The 21043-nt window shown below is 60.8% G+C and carries 16 protein-coding genes; 3 read left to right on the top strand and 13 right to left on the bottom strand.

Translation table 11 applies throughout. The features are described from left to right. Positions 1-103: 103 nt before the first annotated feature. Complete coding sequence (locus tag JK176_RS10225) at positions 104-1504, top strand: sugar porter family MFS transporter (RefSeq protein WP_283091975.1); 1401 nt, start codon at positions 104-106, stop codon at positions 1502-1504. Positions 1505-1572: 68 nt separating this feature from the next. On the opposite strand, the gene JK176_RS10220 is transcribed toward JK176_RS10225, so the two are convergent. From JK176_RS10220 to JK176_RS10175, 10 genes are all read right to left on the bottom strand, one after another. Then, a complete protein-coding gene (locus JK176_RS10220; protein WP_099286269.1) occupies positions 1573-1758 on the bottom strand; it encodes a YqaE/Pmp3 family membrane protein in 186 nt (61 codons plus the stop codon). A gap of 82 nt (positions 1759-1840) precedes the next feature. Next, positions 1841-3388 carry a glucoamylase family protein gene (locus JK176_RS10215; protein ID WP_194262686.1) on the bottom strand — a complete coding sequence of 516 codons (1548 nt, stop codon included), beginning with the start codon at positions 3386-3388 and terminating at the stop codon, positions 1841-1843. A gap of 105 nt (positions 3389-3493) precedes the next feature. Then, complete coding sequence (gene xdhC, locus JK176_RS10210) at positions 3494-4360, bottom strand: xanthine dehydrogenase accessory protein XdhC (RefSeq protein ID WP_211587721.1); 867 nt, start codon at positions 4358-4360, stop codon at positions 3494-3496. A 2-nt stretch (positions 4361-4362) separates the two neighbouring features. Beyond that, positions 4363-6678, bottom strand: coding sequence for a xanthine dehydrogenase molybdopterin binding subunit (gene xdhB, locus JK176_RS10205; protein ID WP_211587720.1), 2316 nt, complete (start codon positions 6676-6678; stop codon positions 4363-4365). Continuing rightward, positions 6671-8131 carry a xanthine dehydrogenase small subunit gene (gene xdhA, locus JK176_RS10200; RefSeq protein WP_211587719.1) on the bottom strand — a complete coding sequence of 487 codons (1461 nt, stop codon included), beginning with the start codon at positions 8129-8131 and terminating at the stop codon, positions 6671-6673. Before xdhA ends, xdhB begins: the two co-directional genes overlap by 8 nt. Positions 8132-8234: 103 nt before the next feature. Further along, positions 8235-9167 carry an ABC transporter ATP-binding protein gene (locus JK176_RS10195; protein ID WP_211587718.1) on the bottom strand — a complete coding sequence of 311 codons (933 nt, stop codon included), beginning with the start codon at positions 9165-9167 and terminating at the stop codon, positions 8235-8237. Then, entirely contained in the window at positions 9164-10117 is a 954-nt protein-coding gene (locus JK176_RS10190) for an ABC transporter ATP-binding protein (RefSeq protein WP_211587717.1), read from the bottom strand. Before JK176_RS10190 ends, JK176_RS10195 begins: the two co-directional genes overlap by 4 nt. After that, complete coding sequence (locus JK176_RS10185; RefSeq protein ID WP_194262680.1) at positions 10107-11090, bottom strand: ABC transporter permease; 984 nt, start codon at positions 11088-11090, stop codon at positions 10107-10109. The genes JK176_RS10190 and JK176_RS10185 overlap by 11 nt, the downstream gene beginning before the upstream one ends. Continuing rightward, positions 11087-12070, bottom strand: coding sequence for an ABC transporter permease (locus tag JK176_RS10180; protein ID WP_211587716.1), 984 nt, complete (start codon positions 12068-12070; stop codon positions 11087-11089). Before JK176_RS10180 ends, JK176_RS10185 begins: the two co-directional genes overlap by 4 nt. 68 nt (positions 12071-12138) lie before the next feature. Next, complete coding sequence (locus JK176_RS10175; RefSeq protein ID WP_062029912.1) at positions 12139-12336, bottom strand: hypothetical protein; 198 nt, start codon at positions 12334-12336, stop codon at positions 12139-12141. A gap of 321 nt (positions 12337-12657) precedes the next feature. Here JK176_RS10175 and cysK point away from each other — a divergent pair, with 321 nt between their 5' ends. Further along, entirely contained in the window at positions 12658-13653 is a 996-nt protein-coding gene (cysK, locus tag JK176_RS10170; RefSeq protein WP_194262678.1) for a cysteine synthase A, read from the top strand. Between the two features lie 122 nt (positions 13654-13775). Beyond that, positions 13776-14444, top strand: a complete 669-nt coding sequence (locus JK176_RS10165) for an alpha/beta hydrolase (protein WP_211587715.1) — start codon at positions 13776-13778, stop codon at positions 14442-14444. Positions 14445-14460: 16 nt separating this feature from the next. Here JK176_RS10165 and JK176_RS10160 read toward each other — a convergent pair whose 3' ends face one another. From JK176_RS10160 to JK176_RS10150, 3 genes are all read right to left on the bottom strand, one after another. Then, positions 14461-16836: a heavy metal translocating P-type ATPase gene (locus JK176_RS10160; protein ID WP_211587714.1), complete on the bottom strand. Its 2376-nt coding sequence runs from the start codon at positions 16834-16836 to the stop codon at positions 14461-14463. A 65-nt stretch (positions 16837-16901) separates the two neighbouring features. After that, entirely contained in the window at positions 16902-18620 is a 1719-nt protein-coding gene (locus tag JK176_RS10155) for an ABC transporter ATP-binding protein/permease (RefSeq protein ID WP_211587713.1), read from the bottom strand. Beyond that, on the bottom strand, positions 18607-20958 hold the full coding sequence (locus JK176_RS10150; protein WP_249194422.1) for a TonB-dependent siderophore receptor: 2352 nt from the start codon (positions 20956-20958) through the stop codon (positions 18607-18609). The genes JK176_RS10155 and JK176_RS10150 overlap by 14 nt, the downstream gene beginning before the upstream one ends. Positions 20959-21043: the final 85 nt, after the last annotated feature.

Raw genomic sequence — 21043 nt, 5'->3', positions numbered from 1 at the left:
ACAGAATAGCCCTCTCCCCCGCGTCCCGGTACAGGCCCCCTGCCCCGGTTTTTCTGCTTTTCCTTGACAGGCCCGCTTTGCGGGTCGCCGGAGTTTCCCCGTCATGAGCGACACAGTGCTCACTTCCTCCGCCACCAGACCACCGATGGTCGGACGCATGATGTTCGCCGTCATTCTGGCCGCGATCGCCGGCCTGATGTTCGGGCTGGACGTGGGCGTCATCTCCGGTGCGCTCGGCTTCATCCGTGACGAATTCCACGCTTCCGATTTCGAACAGTCCTGGATCGTGTCGTCCATGATGTTCGGCGCGGCTCTGGGCGCACTGGGCGCGGGCCGGATGTCCTACGCCTTCGGACGCCGCCGCGCGCTGATCTTCAGCGCGTTCCTGTTCGTCGCAGGCGGACTGATCTGCGCGCTGGCAGCCTCCGTCTCCGCACTCATCATCGGGCGCGCGATGCTCGGACTGGCGATCGGCATCGGAAGTTTCGTCGCACCGCTCTACATTTCCGAAGTCTCGGACGAAAGCCGCCGCGGCAGCCTCGTTTCGATGTACCAGCTCATGATCACGTTCGGCATCCTGCTGGCCTTCGTGTCCAACGCCATCCTGTCCTACAGCGGCTCATGGCGCTGGATGCTCGGGATCATGGCCATTCCGGGCGTGTTCTTCCTGATCGGCTCGTTCTTTCTGCCCGACAGCCCGCGCTGGCTGATGCTGCGGGGACGCCATGAGGAAGCCCTGTCCATCATGAAGGAACTGCGCCACGACCCTGAACATGCCCATCAGGAAATCCGCGACATCCGCGCCCAGATCCATGATCGTCAGCGCGGTCTGGCCATGTTTCTCGAAAACCCGAATTTCCGCCGTGCCGTCATGCTGGGCATCTGCCTCCAGATCGCGCAGCAGCTCACGGGCATCAACGTCGTGATGTACTACGCCCCACGCATCTTTCAGGAAGTCGGCTTCGGCTCCAGCGGACAGATGTGGGGCACGGCCATTGTCGGCGTAGTCAACTGGCTCGCGACCTTCATCGCTATTGCGTTTGCGGATAGCTGGGGCCGTCGCCAGATGCTGATCACAGGCTTTGCCATCATGGCGACCGGACTGGCCATGCTCGCCGCCATCATGTCGGGAAGCGTCGGAACATCGGACCTGTCTCATTACCTCGCGATTGCAGTCCTGCTGTGCTTCATCGCGGGCTTCGCGTTCTCGGCTGGTCCGCTGGTCTGGGTGCTGTGCTCGGAAGTGATGCCGCTTCAGGGACGTGATTTCGGTATCACCTGCTCGACGGTCACAAACTGGGTCACGAACATGGTCGTCGGTGCGACATTCCTCGGGCTGCTGAGCACACTGGGATCGGCCAACACCTTCTGGCTCTATGCCGGACTGAATGCGCTATTCATTTTTCTGGTGCTGTTCTTCGTTCCCGAAACCAAGGGTGTTTCTCTCGAATCCATCGAGACCCACCTCAATCAGGGCATCAAACTGCGCAATATCGGTCGTTGAGGCTTTTGTTGCAGCCATAAAAAAGCCCCCGTTCCGAATGGAACGGGGGCTTTTTTGCGTCCGGAGTTTCAGCCCCGGGAGGCGGCGATCTTGCGATCGGTCTTATACTGGCTCAGCGCATACACCGACCAGATGGCAGCCGGAATCCAGCCAATGATCGTCACCTGAAGCAACAGACACACCAGACCGGCGAACGGACGGCCGATGGTGAAGAACTGGAGCCAGGGCAGAAGCAGGGCAAGAATGAGACGCATGGTGCGCTCCTTTCACAAAGAGACTGTATCAGCAGTGATCGGTGAGAAACGCGCCAGATGCAACTCCAGATCCCTCAGACGCTCAGAGTGAGGCCCCGACCGGTTTGGAAGACGCCGTTTTGGTATGCATCCACCCGCCTTCAAACCCAGCGCGCTCCAGACCGGCCCGAAGATACGGATTTTTCTTCATGGTGTTCCAGACCAGCCCGCTGCGCCAGTTTTCCAGCATCAGCAGGATCGGCCCCTGATCGATCCCAAGCTGCTGACCATCGACCCAATAGGATTTCTGATCGGCAAAAGACGGATTGAACGCATCAAGGAAGCCGTACTTGTTATAAATCCGGTCCCCGTAACGCGCGCGCATTTCCTTGAGCGCCGGCAGAGCGATTTCCGGCGCAAACGCGATGGACCCGCCCACAGCTGTCGGCGCGATCGTGCCGTCATCCAGAATATAGTCCCGCCCGGCGCCACGCGCACTGTAGGCCAGATAATGGCGCTTCTTGCCATCATAAACCTGCTGCGCATCCCCCGGACCGTCACAGGCCGTCAGCCCCCAGATATTGGGACCATAATCTTTCCAGTCGCCCGGATTGGCCTGCGCGTAAGCCCGTTGGGCATAGGCAGCCTCACGGCCGTTCTGGAAATAATCGACGTTATGGGCGCGGTCCCAGGCATCCTGCACGCCCCGGAAGTCGATCCAGGATTCACTATACTGATGGCCGAACATCGGCGCGAAATTCAGCATCTTGTGGCCCTGAAAATCGCCCCACTGGCCCTCATAAGTCGCCGTCCAGGCCTTCCAGGTCTCGGCCGGAAGCGGATGCGTCGGCGAACCCAGTGCCTGAAGATAGATGATGAGGCCTTCGTTATAGCCCTTCCAGTCGCTCGGCAGGAACGTATGCGGCGGCATCCAGCCCATGCTGAGCCACGGACCATGGGCCTTCATCCATGTCCAGTCGATCCGGCGGTACAGATGATCCGCAATATCGCGGATTTCCTTTTCCTGCGGCGTATCGCGATCAAAATAGGACTGCGAGAACAGCACGCCCCCCATTAGCAGCGCGGTATCGATGCTGGAGAGTTCGGACCAGTCCGCAACCCGCAGACCGGTATTGGGGTCAAGGAAATGATAGAAGAAACCCTTATAGCCCGCAGCGCCCGCAACATGATCGTTCTGTGGCAGGCTGGCTAAAAAGCGCAGCGTCGTCAGCGTCCGGTCCACGGCCTGCTGACGCGTGATGTAGTTGCGCTCCACGCCAATACCATAAGCCGTCAGTCCGAAACCGACACTCGCGATACTGGCCGCTCCATTGGGCAGCGGTGCACGGTCCGGCACCAGACCGTTCTTCGGATTGGCGGTTTCCCAGAACCAGTTGAACGTGCGCTTTTCCAGATCATCGACAAAAGCAGCATCCGCAGCCGGAAGGCTGGAGGGCTGGAGGGCTGTTGAAAGCGCCGTGCTGGCCGTCGGGGCCGCCTGAGCGGTCTGAAGCGTCAGGCTCAATGCACCCAGTGCAAATCCTGCCTGACAGAAACGGGAAATCCGGGATTTCCACCTCTGCCCTGTCGCGGCGGCTGGAGAGAAAAACGGGACTTCAGAAGTCCGCTGCGTCCGGTTCTGCATGCTCATGCGGTGGAGGATAAACAGAAGGACCGCCCGCAACGCACCCACCGTTACATCAACTTTCTGTGATACTCGAAAAGTGTTGAAACTCCGCCCTTGTTCCGCAAAGCCTCACGACAGGATCACGAGGGGGGATGTAACATTATTGGTATCTGAAATGGCGCTCTCCGAAACCTGCAGCGAATCTGCCTCACACAACATGCGGGCGGCGATCTCAGCCGTCACGAATGTTGCGATCACCTCCGGGCGCTTGTCCCGCACACCGAAATCCCCGATCGGACAGACCAGACGATCGATCCGCTCCTGCGGAATGTCGATCTGGCGGAACGCACTCTCGAACCGTTTGCGCTTGGTCCGCGACCCGATCATCCCGACATAGCGCAGATCACCCCGCTCCAGCGCCGCCCCCGTGATGACCGCATCCAGCGTATGGCTCTGCGTCAGGACCAGAACGCCTGATCCGGCAGGAGCCCCCTGCACAAGCGGCTCCCATTGCTCTGTCACCAATGCCTCCACGCCCGGCGGCACGATCCCGAACTCCTCCTCCCGTGCATCGACCCAGACCAGTCGCAACGGCAGCAATGCCAGAGACCGGGCGAGCGCACGGCCCACATGCCCGGCCCCGAACAGCAGCAGTTGCGGCAGTTTTTCTCGGTCAGCGCGCAGTTCATCCTCAAGAGCGTCAGGATCACTCACCCGTTCCATGCGGATCGTGACAGCCCCGCCGCAGCACTGATTGATAGCCGGCCCGAGGGGAATATGGCGCTCGACCGCCCCTCCGCCTGATGCCAGAAGCGCGCGTGCCTCCGCCATGCAGTCCCATTCCAGACGTCCGCCCCCGATCGTACCGCTCTGTTCGGTGCGGGTGAGGAGCATGAACGCGCCCTCCTCGCGAGGTGTCGAGCCCTGTGCGTGAATGACGGTCAGGCGCACCATCTCCTGCCCTTCCGCCCGCCAGCGCAGAACATCGGCAAGCATGGTCAGCCAGCCTTTTCCCGCAGCGCCATCAGGGTTTTCAGAACCCGCTCCGGCGTGGCCGGCGCATCCAGCTTCGGACAGGTTCGGTAGTCGTCCAGACTGGCGATGGCATCCGAAATAGCCTGCAAAACCGCAACCCCATGCACGAAAGGCGGCTCTCCCACGGCCTTGGAACGGAAAATCGTCTCCTCCCGGTTGGGCGCGTTTCCCAACAACTCCACATTGAAAATCCGTGGCCGATCCGAACAGGCCGGGATCTTGTAGGTACTGGGCGCATGAGTCCGCAGACGCCCGCCTCCGTCCCAGACCAGTTCCTCCGTCGTCAGCCAGCCTGCGCCCTGCACGAAGCCGCCCTCGATCTGCCCGATATCAATGTCCGGGTTCAGGGACTGCCCGGCATCATGCAGGATATCCACACGGTCAATGCTGTGCTCCCCCGTCAGCAGATCGACCGACACTTCCGCACAGGCCGCGCCATAGGCGAAATAAAAGAACGGTCGCCCGCGCCCGGTCTCGGGATTCCAGGAAATCTTCGGCGTCTTGTAAAACCCATTCGACGACAGCGACACCCGCGCGAAATAGGCCTGCCAGGCAAGCTGCTGGAAGGTCATGACCTCCGCGCCGACATGAACACCATCGGCCCGGAAATGGATGTCTTCGGCCGCCACGCCCCACTTCTCAGCGGCGAACGTGATCATCCGGCCCTTGATTTTCCGCACCGCGTCCAGCACCGCCATGCCGTTCAGATCCGCCCCCGAGGACGCCGCCGTGGCGGACGTGTTCGGCACCTTACCCGTCGTCGTAGCGGTAATGCGGACGCGATCCGCCGTCAGGCCGAACTCGCGCAGGACGATCTGCACCATCTTGGTATGCAGCCCCTGCCCCATTTCCGTCCCGCCGTGGTTCACCTGAACCGAGCCGTCCGTATAGACATGCACCAGCGCACCGGCCTGATTGTAATGCGTGGCCGTAAAGGAAATCCCGAACTTCACCGGCGTCAGCGCAATCCCGCGACGGATGATGCGGCTGGTGCAGTTGAACGCCCGGATTTCGGCTTTGCGCGCCTGATAATCACAGCGCTCGACCAGCTTCGTCAGGATCTCGGCCGTAATCGAGTCCTCGACTGTCATGTGATACGGCGTGAGATTGCGCGTCCCGGTTCCATAAACATTCCGCAGACGGACCACCACGGGATCAAGTCCGGTCGCAAACGCCACTTCCTCAATCACGCGCTCCGCCGCGACAATGCCCTGCGGCCCGCCAAACCCGCGATAAGCGGTGTTGGACTGGGTGTTAGTCCGCAGCGGCTCGGATTTCAGCCGGACATCGGGATAGAAATAGGCGTTGTCGGCATGAAACAGCGCCCGGTCCGTCACCGGCCCGGACAGATCCGCCGCCCAGCCACACCGCGCGGCCAGAACCATATCTACGGCCAGAATATCGCCCTCATCGGTGAAGCCGACATCATAGTCGATCAAGAAGTCATGCCGCTTTCCGGTCGCCATCATGTCATCATCGCGGTCCAAACGCGCCTTGACGGCCTGACCCGTCCGGTCAGCGGCGATGGCGGCCAGGCAGGCCCAGGCATTGGCCTGAGTCTCCTTGCCGCCGAACGCGCCGCCCATCCGTCGCACTTCCGTTGTGACCAGATGATGCGGCCGCCCCAGCACGGCCGCGACCAGATGCTGCGTTTCGGACGGATGCTGCGTGGACGACCAGACGCGCATTTCTCCGGCCTCTCCGGGCTGGGCAAGCGCGGCCTGCCCTTCCAGATAGAAATGCTCCTGCCCGCCAATCTCAATCTGCCCCGACAGGCGCCGCGGCGCGGCTTTCAGACCGCGTTCCACATCCCCGCGCTGCATGGTCAGAGAGCGCCAGACCGTCAGGCTGCCATTCTCCCGGGCCTGCGCGATGTTCAGGATCGCAGGCTTTTCCTCATACTCGATCTTCGCCAGCCGCACGGCCTGCCGCGCTGCCTGACGCGAGGTCGCCACCACGGCGAACATCGTCTGCCCCCAGAAATGGACATGATCCGTCGCCAGAAGCGGCTCGTCTTCCCGATGGACCGGGCTGATCTGGTTCTCACCCGGCACATCATCCGCCGTCAGCACACACACGACACCCGGCGCGGCGCGCACGGCGTCTAGATCCATCGAGACGATCCGCGCATGAGCCTTCGTGCTCAGCCCCGGAACGAGATGCAGCGTGCCGCGCGGCTCCGGCAGATCATCAATATACGCCGCCCGTCCCGTCACATGCAGCAGCGCGCTTTCATGCTTCATGCTGGTGGACGCAGCGCCCGGAACGAGATCAGACATGCGCCAGCCCTCCTGTCCGGGCGAGGCGCGCCTGTTCGCACCCTGTCGTTTCCTCAAAAAACCGTGTCAGCAGATTGGCGGCAACGGTCTGCCGGTACCACGCACTCGCCCGCATATCGGTCAGCGGCGCGAAATCCTCCAGAACTGCTGCCCGCGCCGCCTCAAGAGCAGTTTCATCCCAGATTCGGCCCATCAGTGCCGCTTCCGCGCCCGACGCCCGCTTCGGCGTGGCCGCCATACCGCCATAGGCCAGCCGGACCGTGGTTATCCGGCCCTGATCGTCCGTCTCGATCATGAAAGCGCCCAGAACGGCGGAAATATCCTGATCGAAGCGCTTGGAAATCTTGCAGGCGCGAAACTGCGCACCCGGCGCGGGCTCAGGAACGCTCAGAGCCTCCACGAACTCGCCGGACTGCCGGTCCTGCTTTCCGTATGCAATGAAATAGTCTTCAAGCGCGATACACCGACGCTCGGAGCCGCGCCGCAGATGCAGTGTCGCATTGGCTGCAATGAACATCGGCGGTCCATCGCCGATCGGGGAGCCATTCGCGATATTCCCACACACCGTCGCACTGTTCCGCACCTGCGTAGAGCCCAGACGCCGGATCATTTCCCCCGCATCCGGCAGCAGTTCCGCAATGGCCGGGCGCGCGTCCTGATACGTCACCGCAGCCCCGATCCGCAGTCCCTCCGGCGTTCTGCTCAAAGCCCGCAGTTCCGGAACCCGCCCGATCGGCACGATATGCTTCAGACGACGCATCCCCTTCGTCACCCACAGCCCCACATCCGTGGCACCCGCAACGATGGTCGCCTCCGGATCGGCCAGCAAAATCTCCGCCAGATCATCCGCAGACGCCGGAATACTGAGCGTGCCTTCAGGCCCTTCAAGCCGCACGCTCTCTCCGTCCTGCAACGCCATCAGCCGGTCGGCAATGGCTTCCACCTGCGCATCGAAACGGTCCGGCCCCGCCGCCATCGCCTGTTTCATGGCCCGCACGATCGGCGCATAGCCGGTGCAGCGGCACAGATTTCCGGCCAGTGCATCATCAATGGCCTGATCGTCCACCGTGGCGCCTTCGGCCTTGCGATAGGCCGCCATCGACATAACGAAACCCGGCGTGCAGAACCCACATTGCGAGCCATGCTGCTCGACCATGGCGCTCTGCACGGGATGCGGCGCATCAGCCGTTCCCAAGTCTTCGATCGTAAAGACCTGTGCGCCGTCCAGCATACTGACGAACTGGATGCAGGCATTGACTGCCCGCCAGTTCAGCCGCCCGTCTTCAAGCCGGACCACCAGCACCGTACACGCCCCGCAATCGCCTTCGTTGCAGCCTTCCTTGGTCCCGGTCCGACCACGGTCACGCAGCCAGTCAAGCAGGGTCAGCGTCGGGGACAGACCCCTGAGCGTGCAGAGGTCTTCCCCCAGATAAAAACGGACAGTCTGGCGCATCGGGCTAGATCTCGAGCAAAAATATGAGGGGGCGTTCAGACTTCTGTGCCCCACGGCAGGCGTTGCCGTCTATATCCAAGATCGGAACGAAGCATTGCCTTTTTTAGAGCAGGGGATAGTGGCAGGCGACCGTCCGGCCTTCCGCGATCCTGTGGAGTTCCGGGCGCTCCTGAGAACAGCGCGGCTGAGCGAGCGGACAGCGCGTATGAAACGCACAGCCCTGCGGCGGACGGATCGGGCTCGGCACGTCGCCTTTGAGCGGTAGAGGCAACGGCCGGTCCGGGCGTGGCACCGCGTTCAGCAACGCCCGCGTATAAGGGTGGGCCGGGGCTTCCAGAACCGCCAGCACATCCCCTTCCTCCACAATCCGCCCCAGATACATAACGGCAATCCGGTCCGCCATCTGCCGCACAACCGCCAGATCGTGGGAGATGAACACGCACGCCACACCCAACGAATTGCGCAATTCCCGCAGCAGATTGACGATCTGCGCCTGCACGGACACATCCAGCGCGGATGTCGGCTCATCGGCCACCAGCAGATCCGGCCCCAGCATCAAGGCCCGCGCAATGTTCAGCCTCTGCCGCTGCCCACCCGAAAACTCATGCGGATACCGGGACAGGACGGACGACGACAGACCAACCTGCTCCAGCAGCGTCCCGATCCGCTCGGCGATGCCGGTCCGCCCATGGATCCGCATTGGCTCCGCCAGAGTGTCACCAATGGTCCGGCGTGGATTGAACGTCGAGGACGAGTCCTGAAACACCATCTGCATCCGCGGCCGCCAGCGCCGCAGCGCCCGGTCCGACAGGCCGGAAATCCGCTCGCCTTCAAAGAACACCTCGCCCGAACTCGGCGCTCCAAGCCCGATCAGCGTGCGGCCCAGCGTGGACTTGCCACAGCCGGACTCTCCGACCAGCGCCAGAGCCTTCCCGCGATGTACGACCAGCGACACATCGCTCACGGCCCGCAGGGTATCCCCCTGCGACAGACGATAGTGTTTGCTGAGGTTTTTCGCTTCAAGCAGGACAGTCATGCGTCGTAAAGCACGCAGGCCACGCGCCGCCCTTCTTCCGGTTCCCGCAACGCAGGGCGCACGGCACAGTCCGGTCGGACGTACCGGCAGCGCGGCGCGAAAACACAGCCCTCCGGCCGCGCATCCGGAGCCGGGGGGCGCCCCGGAATGGTGGGCAGTTCATCAGGTCTAGGACCATCCAATGGCGGGATCGCCTCCAGCAACGCCTGCGTATAGGGATGCAACGGCCGCGCCATGACGGCCGCAACCGGACCCTGCTCCACCACAAGCCCGGAATAGACGACCGCCACATGTGTGCAGGTCTGCGCCACGACGCCCATGTCGTGCGTAATCAGCATGACACCCGCTCCGCTATCGCGGATTTCGCACAGCAACGTCAGAATCTGCGCCTGCACCGTGACATCGAGCGCCGTGGTCGGCTCGTCTGCGATCAGAAGCGACGGACCACAGGACAGCGCCATCGCGATCATGGCGCGTTGGCGCAGACCGCCGGAAAGCTGGTGCGGATAGCGCGTCGCTGCGGTTTCCGGATCAGGCATTCCCATCCGCCCGAGCAGAGCCACGGTCCGCGCCCGCGCCTCACGACGACTGAGGCGCTCATGCAGGCGGATCTGTTCATCAATCTGCGAGCCGATGGAACGGACCGGGAGGAACGCCGTCATCGGATCCTGAAAGATCATGGCCATGCCCGCACCACGCAGACGCCGCCACTCCCGGTCCTTCATTCCCAGAAGTTCACGCCCCTCGAAACGAACGGAGCCCGAAGCCTTCAGACCCGGCAGCAGCCCCATGACACTCATGGCAGTCAGGCTCTTCCCCGATCCGGATTCCCCCACCACGCCCAGCGCATCCCCGCGCCGCACGTTCAGGGAAACGTCTTCCAGAAGCGCAGTCCCGTTCGGCAGTTCCAGATGCAGGTGATGCAGCTTCAGAAGCACTTCAGCCTCCATGCCGTCCCTCCCTGATCCGCGGGTCCAGCAGGGCATAAAGCCCGTCCACCAGCGCATTGGCGATGACGACGAAAACGGCGGCATACATGACCGTCGCCATGATAAGCGGCAGATCGAGCGTCGCCAGCGCCTGATAGGTCAGCCGCCCCACGCCCGGCATGGCGAACACGACTTCCGTCAGAAGCGCTCCGCCCCCCAGAAGCTGCGCGAAATCCAGCCCAAACAGCGACACATAGCTCAGCCATGACAGCCGCAGACCATGCCACAGCCACACTCGCACCGGTCCTGCCCCCTTGGCGCGCGCCGTGCGGATGGAATCCTCGCCCATCGCCGTTAAAAGTTCGGACCGCAGAACCCGCGCATAAAGGCCAATAAAACACACCGCCAGCGTCAGGGATGGCAGGAACAGCGCCTTCGCCCAGCCCCACGGGCTCTGCGAAAACGGCACATATCCGAGCGGCGGCACCCAACGGAACAGAAACGTGTCATGCCAGCGGCTCTGCGTGACGAGATTGACGACCTCGCCCAGCCAGAACACCGGCATGGACAGGCCAATCAGCCCCAGAACCATCAGCAGCCGGTCCACCCAGCTATCGCGCAAGACCGCCGAAGCAATCCCGAAAACCAATGACCCGCTGACCCAGAAAAATGCCGCCCATAGCACTAGCGAAAGCGTCACCGGCGCCGCCTGCAACACTTCGGGCACAACGCGCTGACCGTGATTGACGAAGGACGTCAGGTCCCGGCTCACGAACAGCTTCTGCATCATCGTCACATACTGCACCGGCAGCGGACGATCGAAACCATACTCCGCCCGGATGCGCGCCACGACCTGCGGACTGGCCCCGCGCCCTGCAATGCGCGCCGTTGGGTCCGCACCCGGTGTCGCAAAGAAAATGCAGAACACCAGAACCGAAATCCCGAAAATGACCAGCAGCATCTGCCCGGTCCGTGAGGCAAAACTCCGGATCATCGGGCCGCACCTTTCGGATCAATCTGATCCCGCAGCGCATTGCCCAGAACATTTAGCGCCAGAACTGTCAGGACGATCGCAACGCCCGGAGCAATGGCAACCACAGGCCGCGTATAAAGCAGCCCTTCACCATCCTGAATGATCGTTCCCCACGACGCCGCTGGAGCCTGCACGCCGAGCGACAGGAACGACAAAGCGGATTCCGCGAGCATGCACAACGCCATCACCAGAGGCGCGAGCACGGCCATGGTCGGCATCAGCCCTGGCAGGATCTCCCGCCACAAAATACGGAAATCCGACGCGCCCATCCCCCGCGCCGCCATCACAAACCCTGCCTGAGACAGACTCAGCGCCCGCGCCCTGAAAGGCCGCGCGGCATAGGGCACATAAACCAGCGCAATAATTCCGATCGGTATCAGCAGATTATCCGCGCCGATAGTGATGAACCCAAGCCGGATGCCATGCCCGACCGTGACGACGGACAGTGAAATCGCAAACAGATAGACCGGGATCGCCCAGAGCATGTCCAGAATACGCGACAGGATCAGGTCAATCCAACCGCCAAAATATCCCGCGCAAATCCCCAGACACGCCGCCAGACACAGACAGAACACAGCTGAGGCCGACGCGATCAGAAGCGAATTGCGTCCACCATAAAGCACACGCGCCGCGACATCCCGCCCTTGCGAATCCGCGCCCAGCACATAAGGCCCCGGCCGCCAGTCCGGCCCAATCGGGCTCAGACCCAGATGCAACGGATTGTCATTCGGCTGCATAAGATCGACGCGCTGTCCATTACGGATCGTGGTGCCCGCAATATCGGACGAGAACGGATCGACGCCGTTCAGGGTGGCGTAAAGCGGGGCGGACAGGCAGGCGACAATGATGAAAGCCAGAAGCAGGGCCGCAAAAGCACCGTCACGACGCGTCAGAACAGCGCGGACAACCCGCCGGTAACTTCCTTCCACGCCTGCTCCCATTCGTTCCGGTTTGCGTTGTTTCCTGTTCTACAGCACGAAACCACCCGGACAGAAGAGGCTCTTCGCAATCAGGCGAGATCGAGGGCCGGTTTGCGCACATGCAGGCGGATACGCTGCTGGAGCGTCCCCAGATCGGGAAGGAGTTCATTATGGAGCGCACGCACGCTGTCATGCGCGGCATAAAAGCGCCGTTTCCCGCTGCTGCTGACCAGAATGGCCGCGCCGAGAAAGACTCCGTTGATTTCGATGATGGTTGAACCAAGCATGATGCCGGACCCTGAAGAAAGAGCCCGACAATTCAGTGTCGGGCGTTATGACATGCCGGAGGCAAATGCCTCCGGACCTGAAAAAAGGCAGCGCGATTGCTGCGAGCTACACATTCGACACATCATCGACCGACTGGCCCTGTTGCTGTGGACGTCACTTCAGAATGTCGAATACGACACCCAGACACGCAGCGTCAACATATAACGTATGAACATGATGTGATATCAGTAAATACGTTTTAATTAAGTTATTTATATGTTGTCGCAAGCCCTTCATTTACCGTCTGCCCTTCCCCCCGTTTTCCATGTTAAGTGACAGTCATGAGCAAGAAGGTTCCGTTGTCCCCCGCCCCGTTCGAAGGTTATGCAGCCCCCCGGGGACGCGTTTTCAATTCTTTCCTGGAAACGGTAGGAGGCACCCCGCTGGTCGCGCTGCCTCACCTGACCCAGCGTGAGCATCTCAACGGGCGATTGCTCCTCAAACTGGAATTTTTCAACCCGCTCGGTTCCGTCAAGGACCGCATCGGCGTGGCCATGCTGCGGGATGCCGAAGCGCGCGGCCTGATTACGCCGGGCCGCACGGTCCTGATCGAGCCGACATCGGGCAATACCGGTATTTCGCTGGCTTTTGCCGCCGTGGCGCTTGGCTACAGGCTGATCGTGACCATGCCGGAAAATGCGTCGACCGAACGTCGCAAAATGCTGCGCCTGATGGGCGCGGAAACCGAACTGACCTCTGCCTCCCGCGGCATGGCCGGTGCGATTGAACGCGCTGAACAGCTCAACCGCACCCTCCCCGACGCCTGGATGCCGAGCCAGTTTGAAAACGACGCCAATCCCGCCGTGCATGAAGAGACGACGGCTCAGGAAATCTGGGAAGATACGGCAGGCAAGGTCGATATGGTCGTCGCGGGTCTGGGAACGGGCGGCACGGCCTCCGGTATTGCCCACGGCCTGAAAAAACATCGCAAATCCATCAAGATCTACGGCGTGGAACCGCGCGAAAGCGCAGTCCTGCACGGAGACGAGCCCGGACCACACGGTATTCAGGGCATCGGGCCGGGCTTCGAACCCGATACGCTGGACCTCAAGGCGCTGGACGGCGTGTTCGAAGTCTCGGAACAGGAAGCTGTCGCCACCGCGCGCCTCTGTGCCGCCGTTGAAGGCATTCCCATCGGAATTTCGGCAGGTGCTGCGCTGTTTGCCGGGATGGAACTGGCCCGCAAGCCGTCCAACCGAGGCAAAACGATCGTGGCCATCGTGCCGTCCTTCGCAGAACGCTATCTCTCCACACAGCTTTTCGACGGGCTATCCTGACGTCCGCAAAATAACTTTTTTATAAAGTTATTTTATTTAATATTCATATATGTTCGTTATTAAATCAAATCCTGTTCCGGTCTCTTGCAAAAGAATCGGGAGGGCTGAGAGGAGATAACGTCATGAACCTGTTTTCCGGCCGTCCCACATCTTTTGACCCCGCCTGGGCCTCGCATGGTCTTTCCGGGACGGCGCAGCCCCGCATCGCCAGAGCATTCCGCACGCTCGGACAGCAGGTCGATCTGCTTCTGGTGCCAGGCCTGTTCGGCTCAGGCCCGGATCACTGGCAGACGCACTGGGAACAGGCTTATGGCCTGCGTCGCCTCCATCAGAAAGACTGGGAAACACCCGATCCCGCAGACTGGGAGACCGCTCTGACGGCGGCACTCGAAGCCTCGACACGCCCGGTTTTCCTGATCGCACACAGCCTCGGCGCAGTACTGACGGCAAAATGGCTGACACGTCATGGCGGACGCCGTGTTGCCGGAGCCTTTCTGGTGGCCCCGGCCGATATCGACCAGACGACACATCCGGACGTCGCCCTCATCCGGGCGTTCGGCCCCCTGCCCGGAACACCCCTTCCCGCCGCCACAGCCGTCATGGCCAGCAGCAACGATCCCTGGCTATCCCTGCTCCGCGCGCGCGAACTGGCCGGACACTGGCAGTCGGATTTTCTGGAAGCCGGCGCTGCGGGCCATATCGGTAGCAGCGAGCCGTTGGGCCTGTGGGAGCATGGTGCCACAGCCATGCTCGACTTCGCCAGAAGACGCCTGCCACTCCGGGTCCAGTAACCCGGAGCAGCCGCCCTCAGACCTGACGGCCGGAAGGTTTCCAGCGGTTGAGCAGCAGAGAATTGCTGACCACCGAGACGGAGCTCATGGCCATGGCCGCCCCTGCTACGATCGGGTTTAACATGCCGAACGCCGCCAGCGGCAGACCCAGAATGTTGTAAATGAAGGCGAAAAACAGGTTCTGCCGGATTTTGGACAGCGTGGCGCTGGACAGGGAAATTGCGTCCAGCACCCCGTTCATTTCGCTTTTCATCAATACGACATCCGCCGTATCGAGCGCCACGGCAGATCCGGCCCCAATGGCAAATCCGACATCCGCCGCCGCAAGCGCAGGCGCATCGTTGATGCCATCGCCGACCATGCCGACCAGATCACCCTGAGCGCGGTATTTCGCCACGCCTTCAGCCTTGTGCTCCGGCAGAACCCCCGCCAGATACTCATCCACACCAACCTGTCGGGCCACCACAGACGCCGCGCGTTCATTATCTCCCGTCAGCATCACCACACGGATGCCCCGCGCTTTCAGGGCCTGCACGGTCGTCACAGCATCGGTCCGCAGTTCATCCGCCAGCGCGATGATCCCAAGAACCTGACCTGCCTGCGCCACGGCGATAACGGTGTTGCCTTCGCTTTCCAGCGCTGCGACCGGCAGGGACGACAGATCCAGCCCGCTGTCCTGCATGAACACGGGTGAGCCCAGTCGCGCTTCCTGCCCATCGATCCGCGCAATAACGCCCTTGCCGGGAACAGCCTCAAACCCTTCTGCTGCGACAGACGCACTGACACCATGGCTCTGCGTGTAATCCACGATGGCGCGGGCCAGCGGGTGCTCCGAATTATGCTCCAGCGCCTGTGCCACCCCCAGAAGCGTATCCACCAGAACCCCGTCCGCCGGATGAACCGCCGCAACAGTCGGGCGTCCCAGAGTCAGGGTGCCGGTCTTGTCGACAATGATGGTTTTCAGCTTTTCGGCCCGCTCCAGCGCATCAGCGTTGCGGAACAGAATGCCGGACTGTGCGCCCCGTCCCGTCCCCACCATGATGGCCGTCGGCGTGGCCAGACCAAGCGAACACGGGCAGGCAATGACCAGAACAGACACGGCAGAAACGAGACTCCAGACCGCAGATCCGGTCACAGCCCAGCCGATCAGAAACGTCAGAACCGCAATCCCGATAACGGCCGGGACGAAAATACCCGAAATCCGATCGGCCAGACGCTGCACATTCGCCTTGGAGCCCTGCGCCTGCTCGACCATTTTCACGATCCGCGCCAGTGCGGTATCCGCGCCAACCCCCGTGGCCCGGACGCGGAGCGCCCCATTGGCGTTCATGGTGCCGCCAAACACGTCCTGTCCGGCTTCTTTGAGAACCGGCACGCTCTCACCCGTCAGCATGGCCTCGTTGACTTCGGACGCCCCTTCAAGGACTTCGCCGTCCACCGGCACGCTCTCACCCGGACGCACGACGAAAATATCGCCGACATGCATGTCCGCCACGGCCCGGTCCACGATCACGCCATTACGCTCGACATGCGCGATCTGCGGCTGAAGCTGAAGCAGGCTCTCAATCCCGGCACTGGTGCGGTTCTTGGCCCGCGTTTCCATGAGCTTGCCGAGCGAAATCAGCGTGATGATGGAGGCGCTGGCTTCGAAATAGACATGCTGATGTAGCCCGAACACCACAACAACCGCACTGAACAGCCATGCAATGGACGTCCCCAGCACGACCAGCACATCCATATTAGCCGAACCGCCACGCACTGCATTCCACGCCCTGCGATACAGATGCGCCCCGCAGACGAACTGCACGATCGTGGCGAACAGGAACTGCACCGGAACCGGTACGATCATGCGCCCAAAAAACATGCCGATCATCTCGGCAAAGAGCGGCAGCGAAAGAACAAGCGTCAGGATGAACCGGTTGCGCTCCCGCTTCCAGATGGCCGCACGTTTGGCCTTCGGATCTTCGCGGTCGCCCTCGTCCAGCCGCGTTGCGCCAAATCCGGCCTTCTCGATCTTTCCGATCAGATCCGCCGGTTCGACCACGCCCGGAATATAATTGATATGCGCCCGCTCGGCCGCGAAATTCACACTCGCCTGCACGGAAGGCTGCCGGTTCAGGATCTTTTCGATCCGTGCCGCACAGGCCGCACAGGTCATGCCGGACAACGACAGATCAAGGCTCTGTTCATCCACGGAAAAGCCCGCGCGGCGCACGGCAGCCACAACAGTTTCAATGGAAGACGCCGTATTTTCAAAAGCAACCTGCGCGCGTTCGGAAGCAAAATTAACGGTCGCGCTAACGCCCTCCTGACGGTTGAGGATTTTTTCAATCCGCGCGGCACAGGCGGCGCAGGTCATGCCGCCGACGGGGAAACTGATCGTTTCTGACATCTGGAAAGGGTCCTGTCGGCTAAGGAAGCGGAAGGGAAGCTCCGCAAGAAATATACCCCATACCCCTATTTTTCAAGTAAAGAAAAAGCAGCTTTTCCACTCCCGAGAACAATCTCGCGATCATGAAAAACACGCAGCGCATCATGATGCGCAACGCTGATGCATGTGGTGTGGGGCAAGAAGAAAAGAAGGGCCTCGTAAAGACGGCGCTCATTGGCGGCATCCAGAGCAGACGTCGCCTCGTCCAGAAACAGGATTGCAGGCCGGAATAGCAATGCCCGCGCCATAGCCAGACGCTGCTGCTCGCCCGGAGACAGCACCGCGTCCCAGTCCGCAGTTTCGTCCAACCGATGGCCGTATCCCGCCAGATTGACGGCTTCCAGAGCCTGCTGGCAGGAAGCGGTGTCATAGTGGTCGGATGTTGCGGGATAGCTCAGCGCCTCACGCAGTGTCCCGGACGGAACATAGCTGCGCTGGGGCAAAAACATGGCCTGCCGGATGTTGAAAGAGACTTCCCCCCGCCCATGTCGCCACAGCCCGGCCAGCGCCCGCAGGAACGTGCTTTTCCCCGAACCGGACGGTCCGCGAACCAGCCAGCGTTCACCGCCCTGCATCGTCAGATCGCCAATCTGCACAATCGGCTTTCCATCCGGCAGGTTCAGGACCAGATCCCGGATCTGCACGGCAGTCGTTTCTGTTGCGAAACGCACAATTCCGCTTTCAGAAGACTGGCTGACAACCCGCTCGAACTCCCCCAGACGCTGAAGCACTGAGCGCAGGGTGGCCAGATCGGCATAGTTGAAAATGAACCATTCCAGACTGATCCGCACCTGCGTATAGGCCGAATTGATCTGCGAATAGAGCCCGAAGCTCAGGGCATGGGCCATGGCTTTTGGAGCCAACATCAGCCACAGCGGTATCGTTGCGACTCCGGTATAGAACTCGCTGATGAAATTAACCCGCCACGTATATCGCACAACGCTGCGCCAGTTCGTGGCGATATGCGTCAGGTAGCCGGACAGTCGTAACTGCTCTGCATTTTCGCCCCTATAAAAGGCGATCTGTTCGGAATTACGCCGAACATCCATCAACCCGGCACGCAGATCGGCATCGAAATGCTGCTGCCGGTAATTCGCGCCGATCAACGGCGCGCCGAACCGCTCCAGTATCCCGGAAGCCACCAACGACGTGAGAACCGCGCCCAGAAAAAGATAGCCGGGGATCTGGAAATGACGGCCATGCCAGTCAAAAGACAATACCCCCCCGATGTTCCACAGAACGACCGCGAAAGACAGCAGCGTGGTCACCGCATCAATGGCGTCCAGACCCAGCTTGAGCGTCTGGACCGTCATCTGTGACAGATCGTCCGCAATACGCTGGTCCGGGTTGTCCGCCCGGTTTGGGCCATGTTCGAGCCGGTAATACGCCTCTTCCGACAGATACTGCCGCAGATAGACCTTTGTGTTCCATAGACGCCAGCGCATCGAGAGAACCTGCGTCAGATAAGTCTGCGTCGCATGCACCACGACAGAACCGAGCGTCACCAGAAGATAGAACGGCAGCATCCCCAGACACCGCCCGACCTCTCCCGCAAAGAACGCATCGAAAAACCGGTGATACCACGCCCCGAACCAGACGGCGGACTGAACGTAAAGCACGGACAGCCCGATGGTCCCGCCCAAAAGAGACCAGGCCCACCACTTCTCTTCGGACCTCCAGTAAGGAAAGAGAACTTTCCAGTCCGCAAGGGAATGCGGCGGGGTTGCGTCGTCAGTAGTTTGCACGAAGTGTGGCCATGAAGCTGCGCGGAGCGGCGGGGAAATTGAACTGCCACTGACCGCTGGCCCGCTCGTAATAATACCGATTGGTCAGGTTCGTCGCATTCAACTGAAGGCGCAGATGGCGGTTGAAGCGATACCCCGCCATCGCATCCAGAGTCATGTAACCACCCTGAATGGTCGTGGCGTAACTGCCGCGCAGATTGCTGTTCGCATCAATCCCCGCCCCCACATTCAGACCTTTGAGAAAGCCATCCTGCACATTGTAATGCACCCAGGATTTGAACATGTGATGCGGCGAGAAAACACCCCCGAAATCATTGACCTTCGCATTTGAGACCTTCGTGTCCAGATAGGTATAGCCAATCGACACATCCAGCCCCGGCAGGATCTGACCATCGACCTGCGCTTCCCAGCCCTGACGGCGGATCGGGCCGGTCGTGATGTAGTACAGTGAATGATATGGGTCCTGCACCGGCTGATTGATACTTTCCATCCGGAACAGCGCGGATGAGAGGTTCAGGCGTCCATGAAAATATTCAGCCTTGAACCCGGTCTCGACCTGATTGCCTTCCTGTGGCGCCAAACCACCGCCACGATAACTCTGCTTGCCGACAGCAGGCGTAAAAATGCTGGCATAGCTGGCATACCAGGAGATGTTCGGCGTCATCTGATACACCGTGCCCAGATAGGGGGTAAGCTGCCCGCGCAGATCGGCCTGATTGACCCATTCCCCCTTCGGTGCAGGAGAAATGTCCTGAAGTTTTTCATAGTAGCGTGAAACACGACCGCCCAGAATCAGGGAGAGATGCCGGATCATTTCCAGTCGGAGTTGACCATAGAACCCCCATTGATAGGCATAGTCGTCCGTCCCGTATCCATCGGCATTCTGCTTGTAATCAAAGCAGCTTGCCGGAGGCTGAGGGACGGCATTGGTGTTTTCGAGGCTAATATTGTTGTAAATATTGTTGCAGTTCACGTTCGCATACTGCGTGATCTGCTCGTAGGAATTGTAGTTGAACCCGAACAACGCGTGATGCGTCCGGTTGAGCAGCTTGAAACTGCCCTGTGCATACACATCCGCGGAGCGGGACGTATTAGAGCCTTTATATTTGGAGATCCCCTGATCCCGGTACTGAAGCGTTCCGGTCGCAGGATTCATTTTGTTCCAGGGCTCGTTGTAGAAAATATTATAGTCCTGGTCATAGAACGTGGCGCGCGCCGTCGCCGTCCAGTCGCCCCAGAGCTTCTGGGTGATGGACGCAATCGTCTGCTGCGTCATGTAATTCGAATACCCCCAGCTCTGGCTCGGGTTCGCATCCCGGCTACCGGACCACAGGGTATTGGCCGTGGTCAGAGGCAGACCATAATAGGGCGCCGTAATATCCTGCTGCTGGGCAGCATGGGAAACCATAAACGTCGTCGTGGGCGTGACATCCCATTCCAGCGCGCCATAGGCCTGCCATTTGCGCGAGTGGGAATATTTGTAGAAAAAATGATTGTCCTGATACAGGTCCGCCGTCCGGAAGCGCACGGTTTTCGAGTGGTTCAGCGGAATGGTGATATCCGTATCCACCCGGTAATTATCAAAACTGCCCACGCTGACCGATCCGCCCGCGGCAAAGTCCATCCCGGGTTTCTTCGTCACCTGATTGACCACACCACCCGCGCCGCCCCCGCCCTGCAACAGGCCGGAAGAGCCACGAAGCACCTCGATCCTGTCATACATCGACAGGTCAAAGGTGGCATTATTCAGCGTCCCGGCAGCGTTGGGCGTGCCATCAATGGACGTCGTGAGCTGATATCCGCGTGAATAATAATTGGAATTGGCCGTAGAACCCGGAAAGACCCGGATTCCGTTGATCTGCCGCATCGCATCCGCCATCGTCAGCATGTTGGAATCTTCCATACGCTGTTGGGTGATGACCGAAATCGACTGCGGCACGTCCTTAAGCGCCACGGGGCTTTTCCCCCAGACTTCAACAGCGGGTGCCGTATAGGTGTGGTTGGTGCCCAGAACCTGAATATTTTCGTCTGACGCAGCATCCAGATCTTCGGAAGAGCGAGACGCGGCTGCGACAGGCGCTGGAGCAGAGGCCGCGAGAGGAGCTTTCGCAGACTGCACCAAAGGCTTATCGGCGCGGCGCGATACCCCGCAATGCACAGGACGCGGTGCCCTGTGCGTGGCATGGCAAACAGACGGGTGGTTTCTGGCGCGCTCTGCAACCGTATCAGCCAAAGCCGCCGGGCATGCGCCCGCCATCAGGCTGCCCCAGATCAGGGCATGGTGGGAAATAGCGGAAAAGTTGAGCCGACGGCGAGCTGAAATGCCATGCTGTGTCATAATGTCTGTCCTAAAGAGACATGCCAGCCCCATGCAACAGCCCGTTCCACGAAAAGCACCGTGTTACGGCATGAGGCCGGCAATG

Origin of the sequence: Gluconobacter sp. Dm-73 (genome assembly GCF_018256215.1) — a bacterium.
GTDB classification, from domain to species: Bacteria; Pseudomonadota; Alphaproteobacteria; order Acetobacterales; family Acetobacteraceae; genus Gluconobacter; species Gluconobacter cadivus.
This window is presented reverse-complemented; position numbering and strand designations above follow the sequence as displayed.

Bases quoted from the DNA above. Each gene is read 5' to 3' on its own strand.
- JK176_RS10225 (WP_283091975.1), top strand. From the start codon at position 104: ATGAGCGACACAGTGCTCACTTCCTCCGCCACCAGACCACCGATGGTC.
- JK176_RS10220 (WP_099286269.1), bottom strand. From the start codon at position 1,758: ATGCGTCTCATTCTTGCCCTGCTTCTGCCCTGGCTCCAGTTCTTCACC.
- JK176_RS10215 (WP_194262686.1), bottom strand. From the start codon at position 3,388: ATGAGCATGCAGAACCGGACGCAGCGGACTTCTGAAGTCCCGTTTTTC.
- xdhC (WP_211587721.1), bottom strand. From the start codon at position 4,360: ATGCTTGCCGATGTTCTGCGCTGGCGGGCGGAAGGGCAGGAGATGGTG.
- xdhB (WP_211587720.1), bottom strand. From the start codon at position 6,678: ATGTCTGATCTCGTTCCGGGCGCTGCGTCCACCAGCATGAAGCATGAA.
- xdhA (WP_211587719.1), bottom strand. From the start codon at position 8,131: ATGCGCCAGACTGTCCGTTTTTATCTGGGGGAAGACCTCTGCACGCTC.
- JK176_RS10195 (WP_211587718.1), bottom strand. From the start codon at position 9,167: ATGACTGTCCTGCTTGAAGCGAAAAACCTCAGCAAACACTATCGTCTG.
- JK176_RS10190 (WP_211587717.1), bottom strand. From the start codon at position 10,117: ATGGAGGCTGAAGTGCTTCTGAAGCTGCATCACCTGCATCTGGAACTG.
- JK176_RS10185 (WP_194262680.1), bottom strand. From the start codon at position 11,090: ATGATCCGGAGTTTTGCCTCACGGACCGGGCAGATGCTGCTGGTCATT.
- JK176_RS10180 (WP_211587716.1), bottom strand. From the start codon at position 12,070: ATGGGAGCAGGCGTGGAAGGAAGTTACCGGCGGGTTGTCCGCGCTGTT.
- JK176_RS10175 (WP_062029912.1), bottom strand. From the start codon at position 12,336: ATGCTTGGTTCAACCATCATCGAAATCAACGGAGTCTTTCTCGGCGCG.
- cysK (WP_194262678.1), top strand. From the start codon at position 12,658: ATGAGCAAGAAGGTTCCGTTGTCCCCCGCCCCGTTCGAAGGTTATGCA.
- JK176_RS10165 (WP_211587715.1), top strand. From the start codon at position 13,776: ATGAACCTGTTTTCCGGCCGTCCCACATCTTTTGACCCCGCCTGGGCC.
- JK176_RS10160 (WP_211587714.1), bottom strand. From the start codon at position 16,836: ATGTCAGAAACGATCAGTTTCCCCGTCGGCGGCATGACCTGCGCCGCC.
- JK176_RS10150 (WP_249194422.1), bottom strand. From the start codon at position 20,958: ATGACACAGCATGGCATTTCAGCTCGCCGTCGGCTCAACTTTTCCGCT.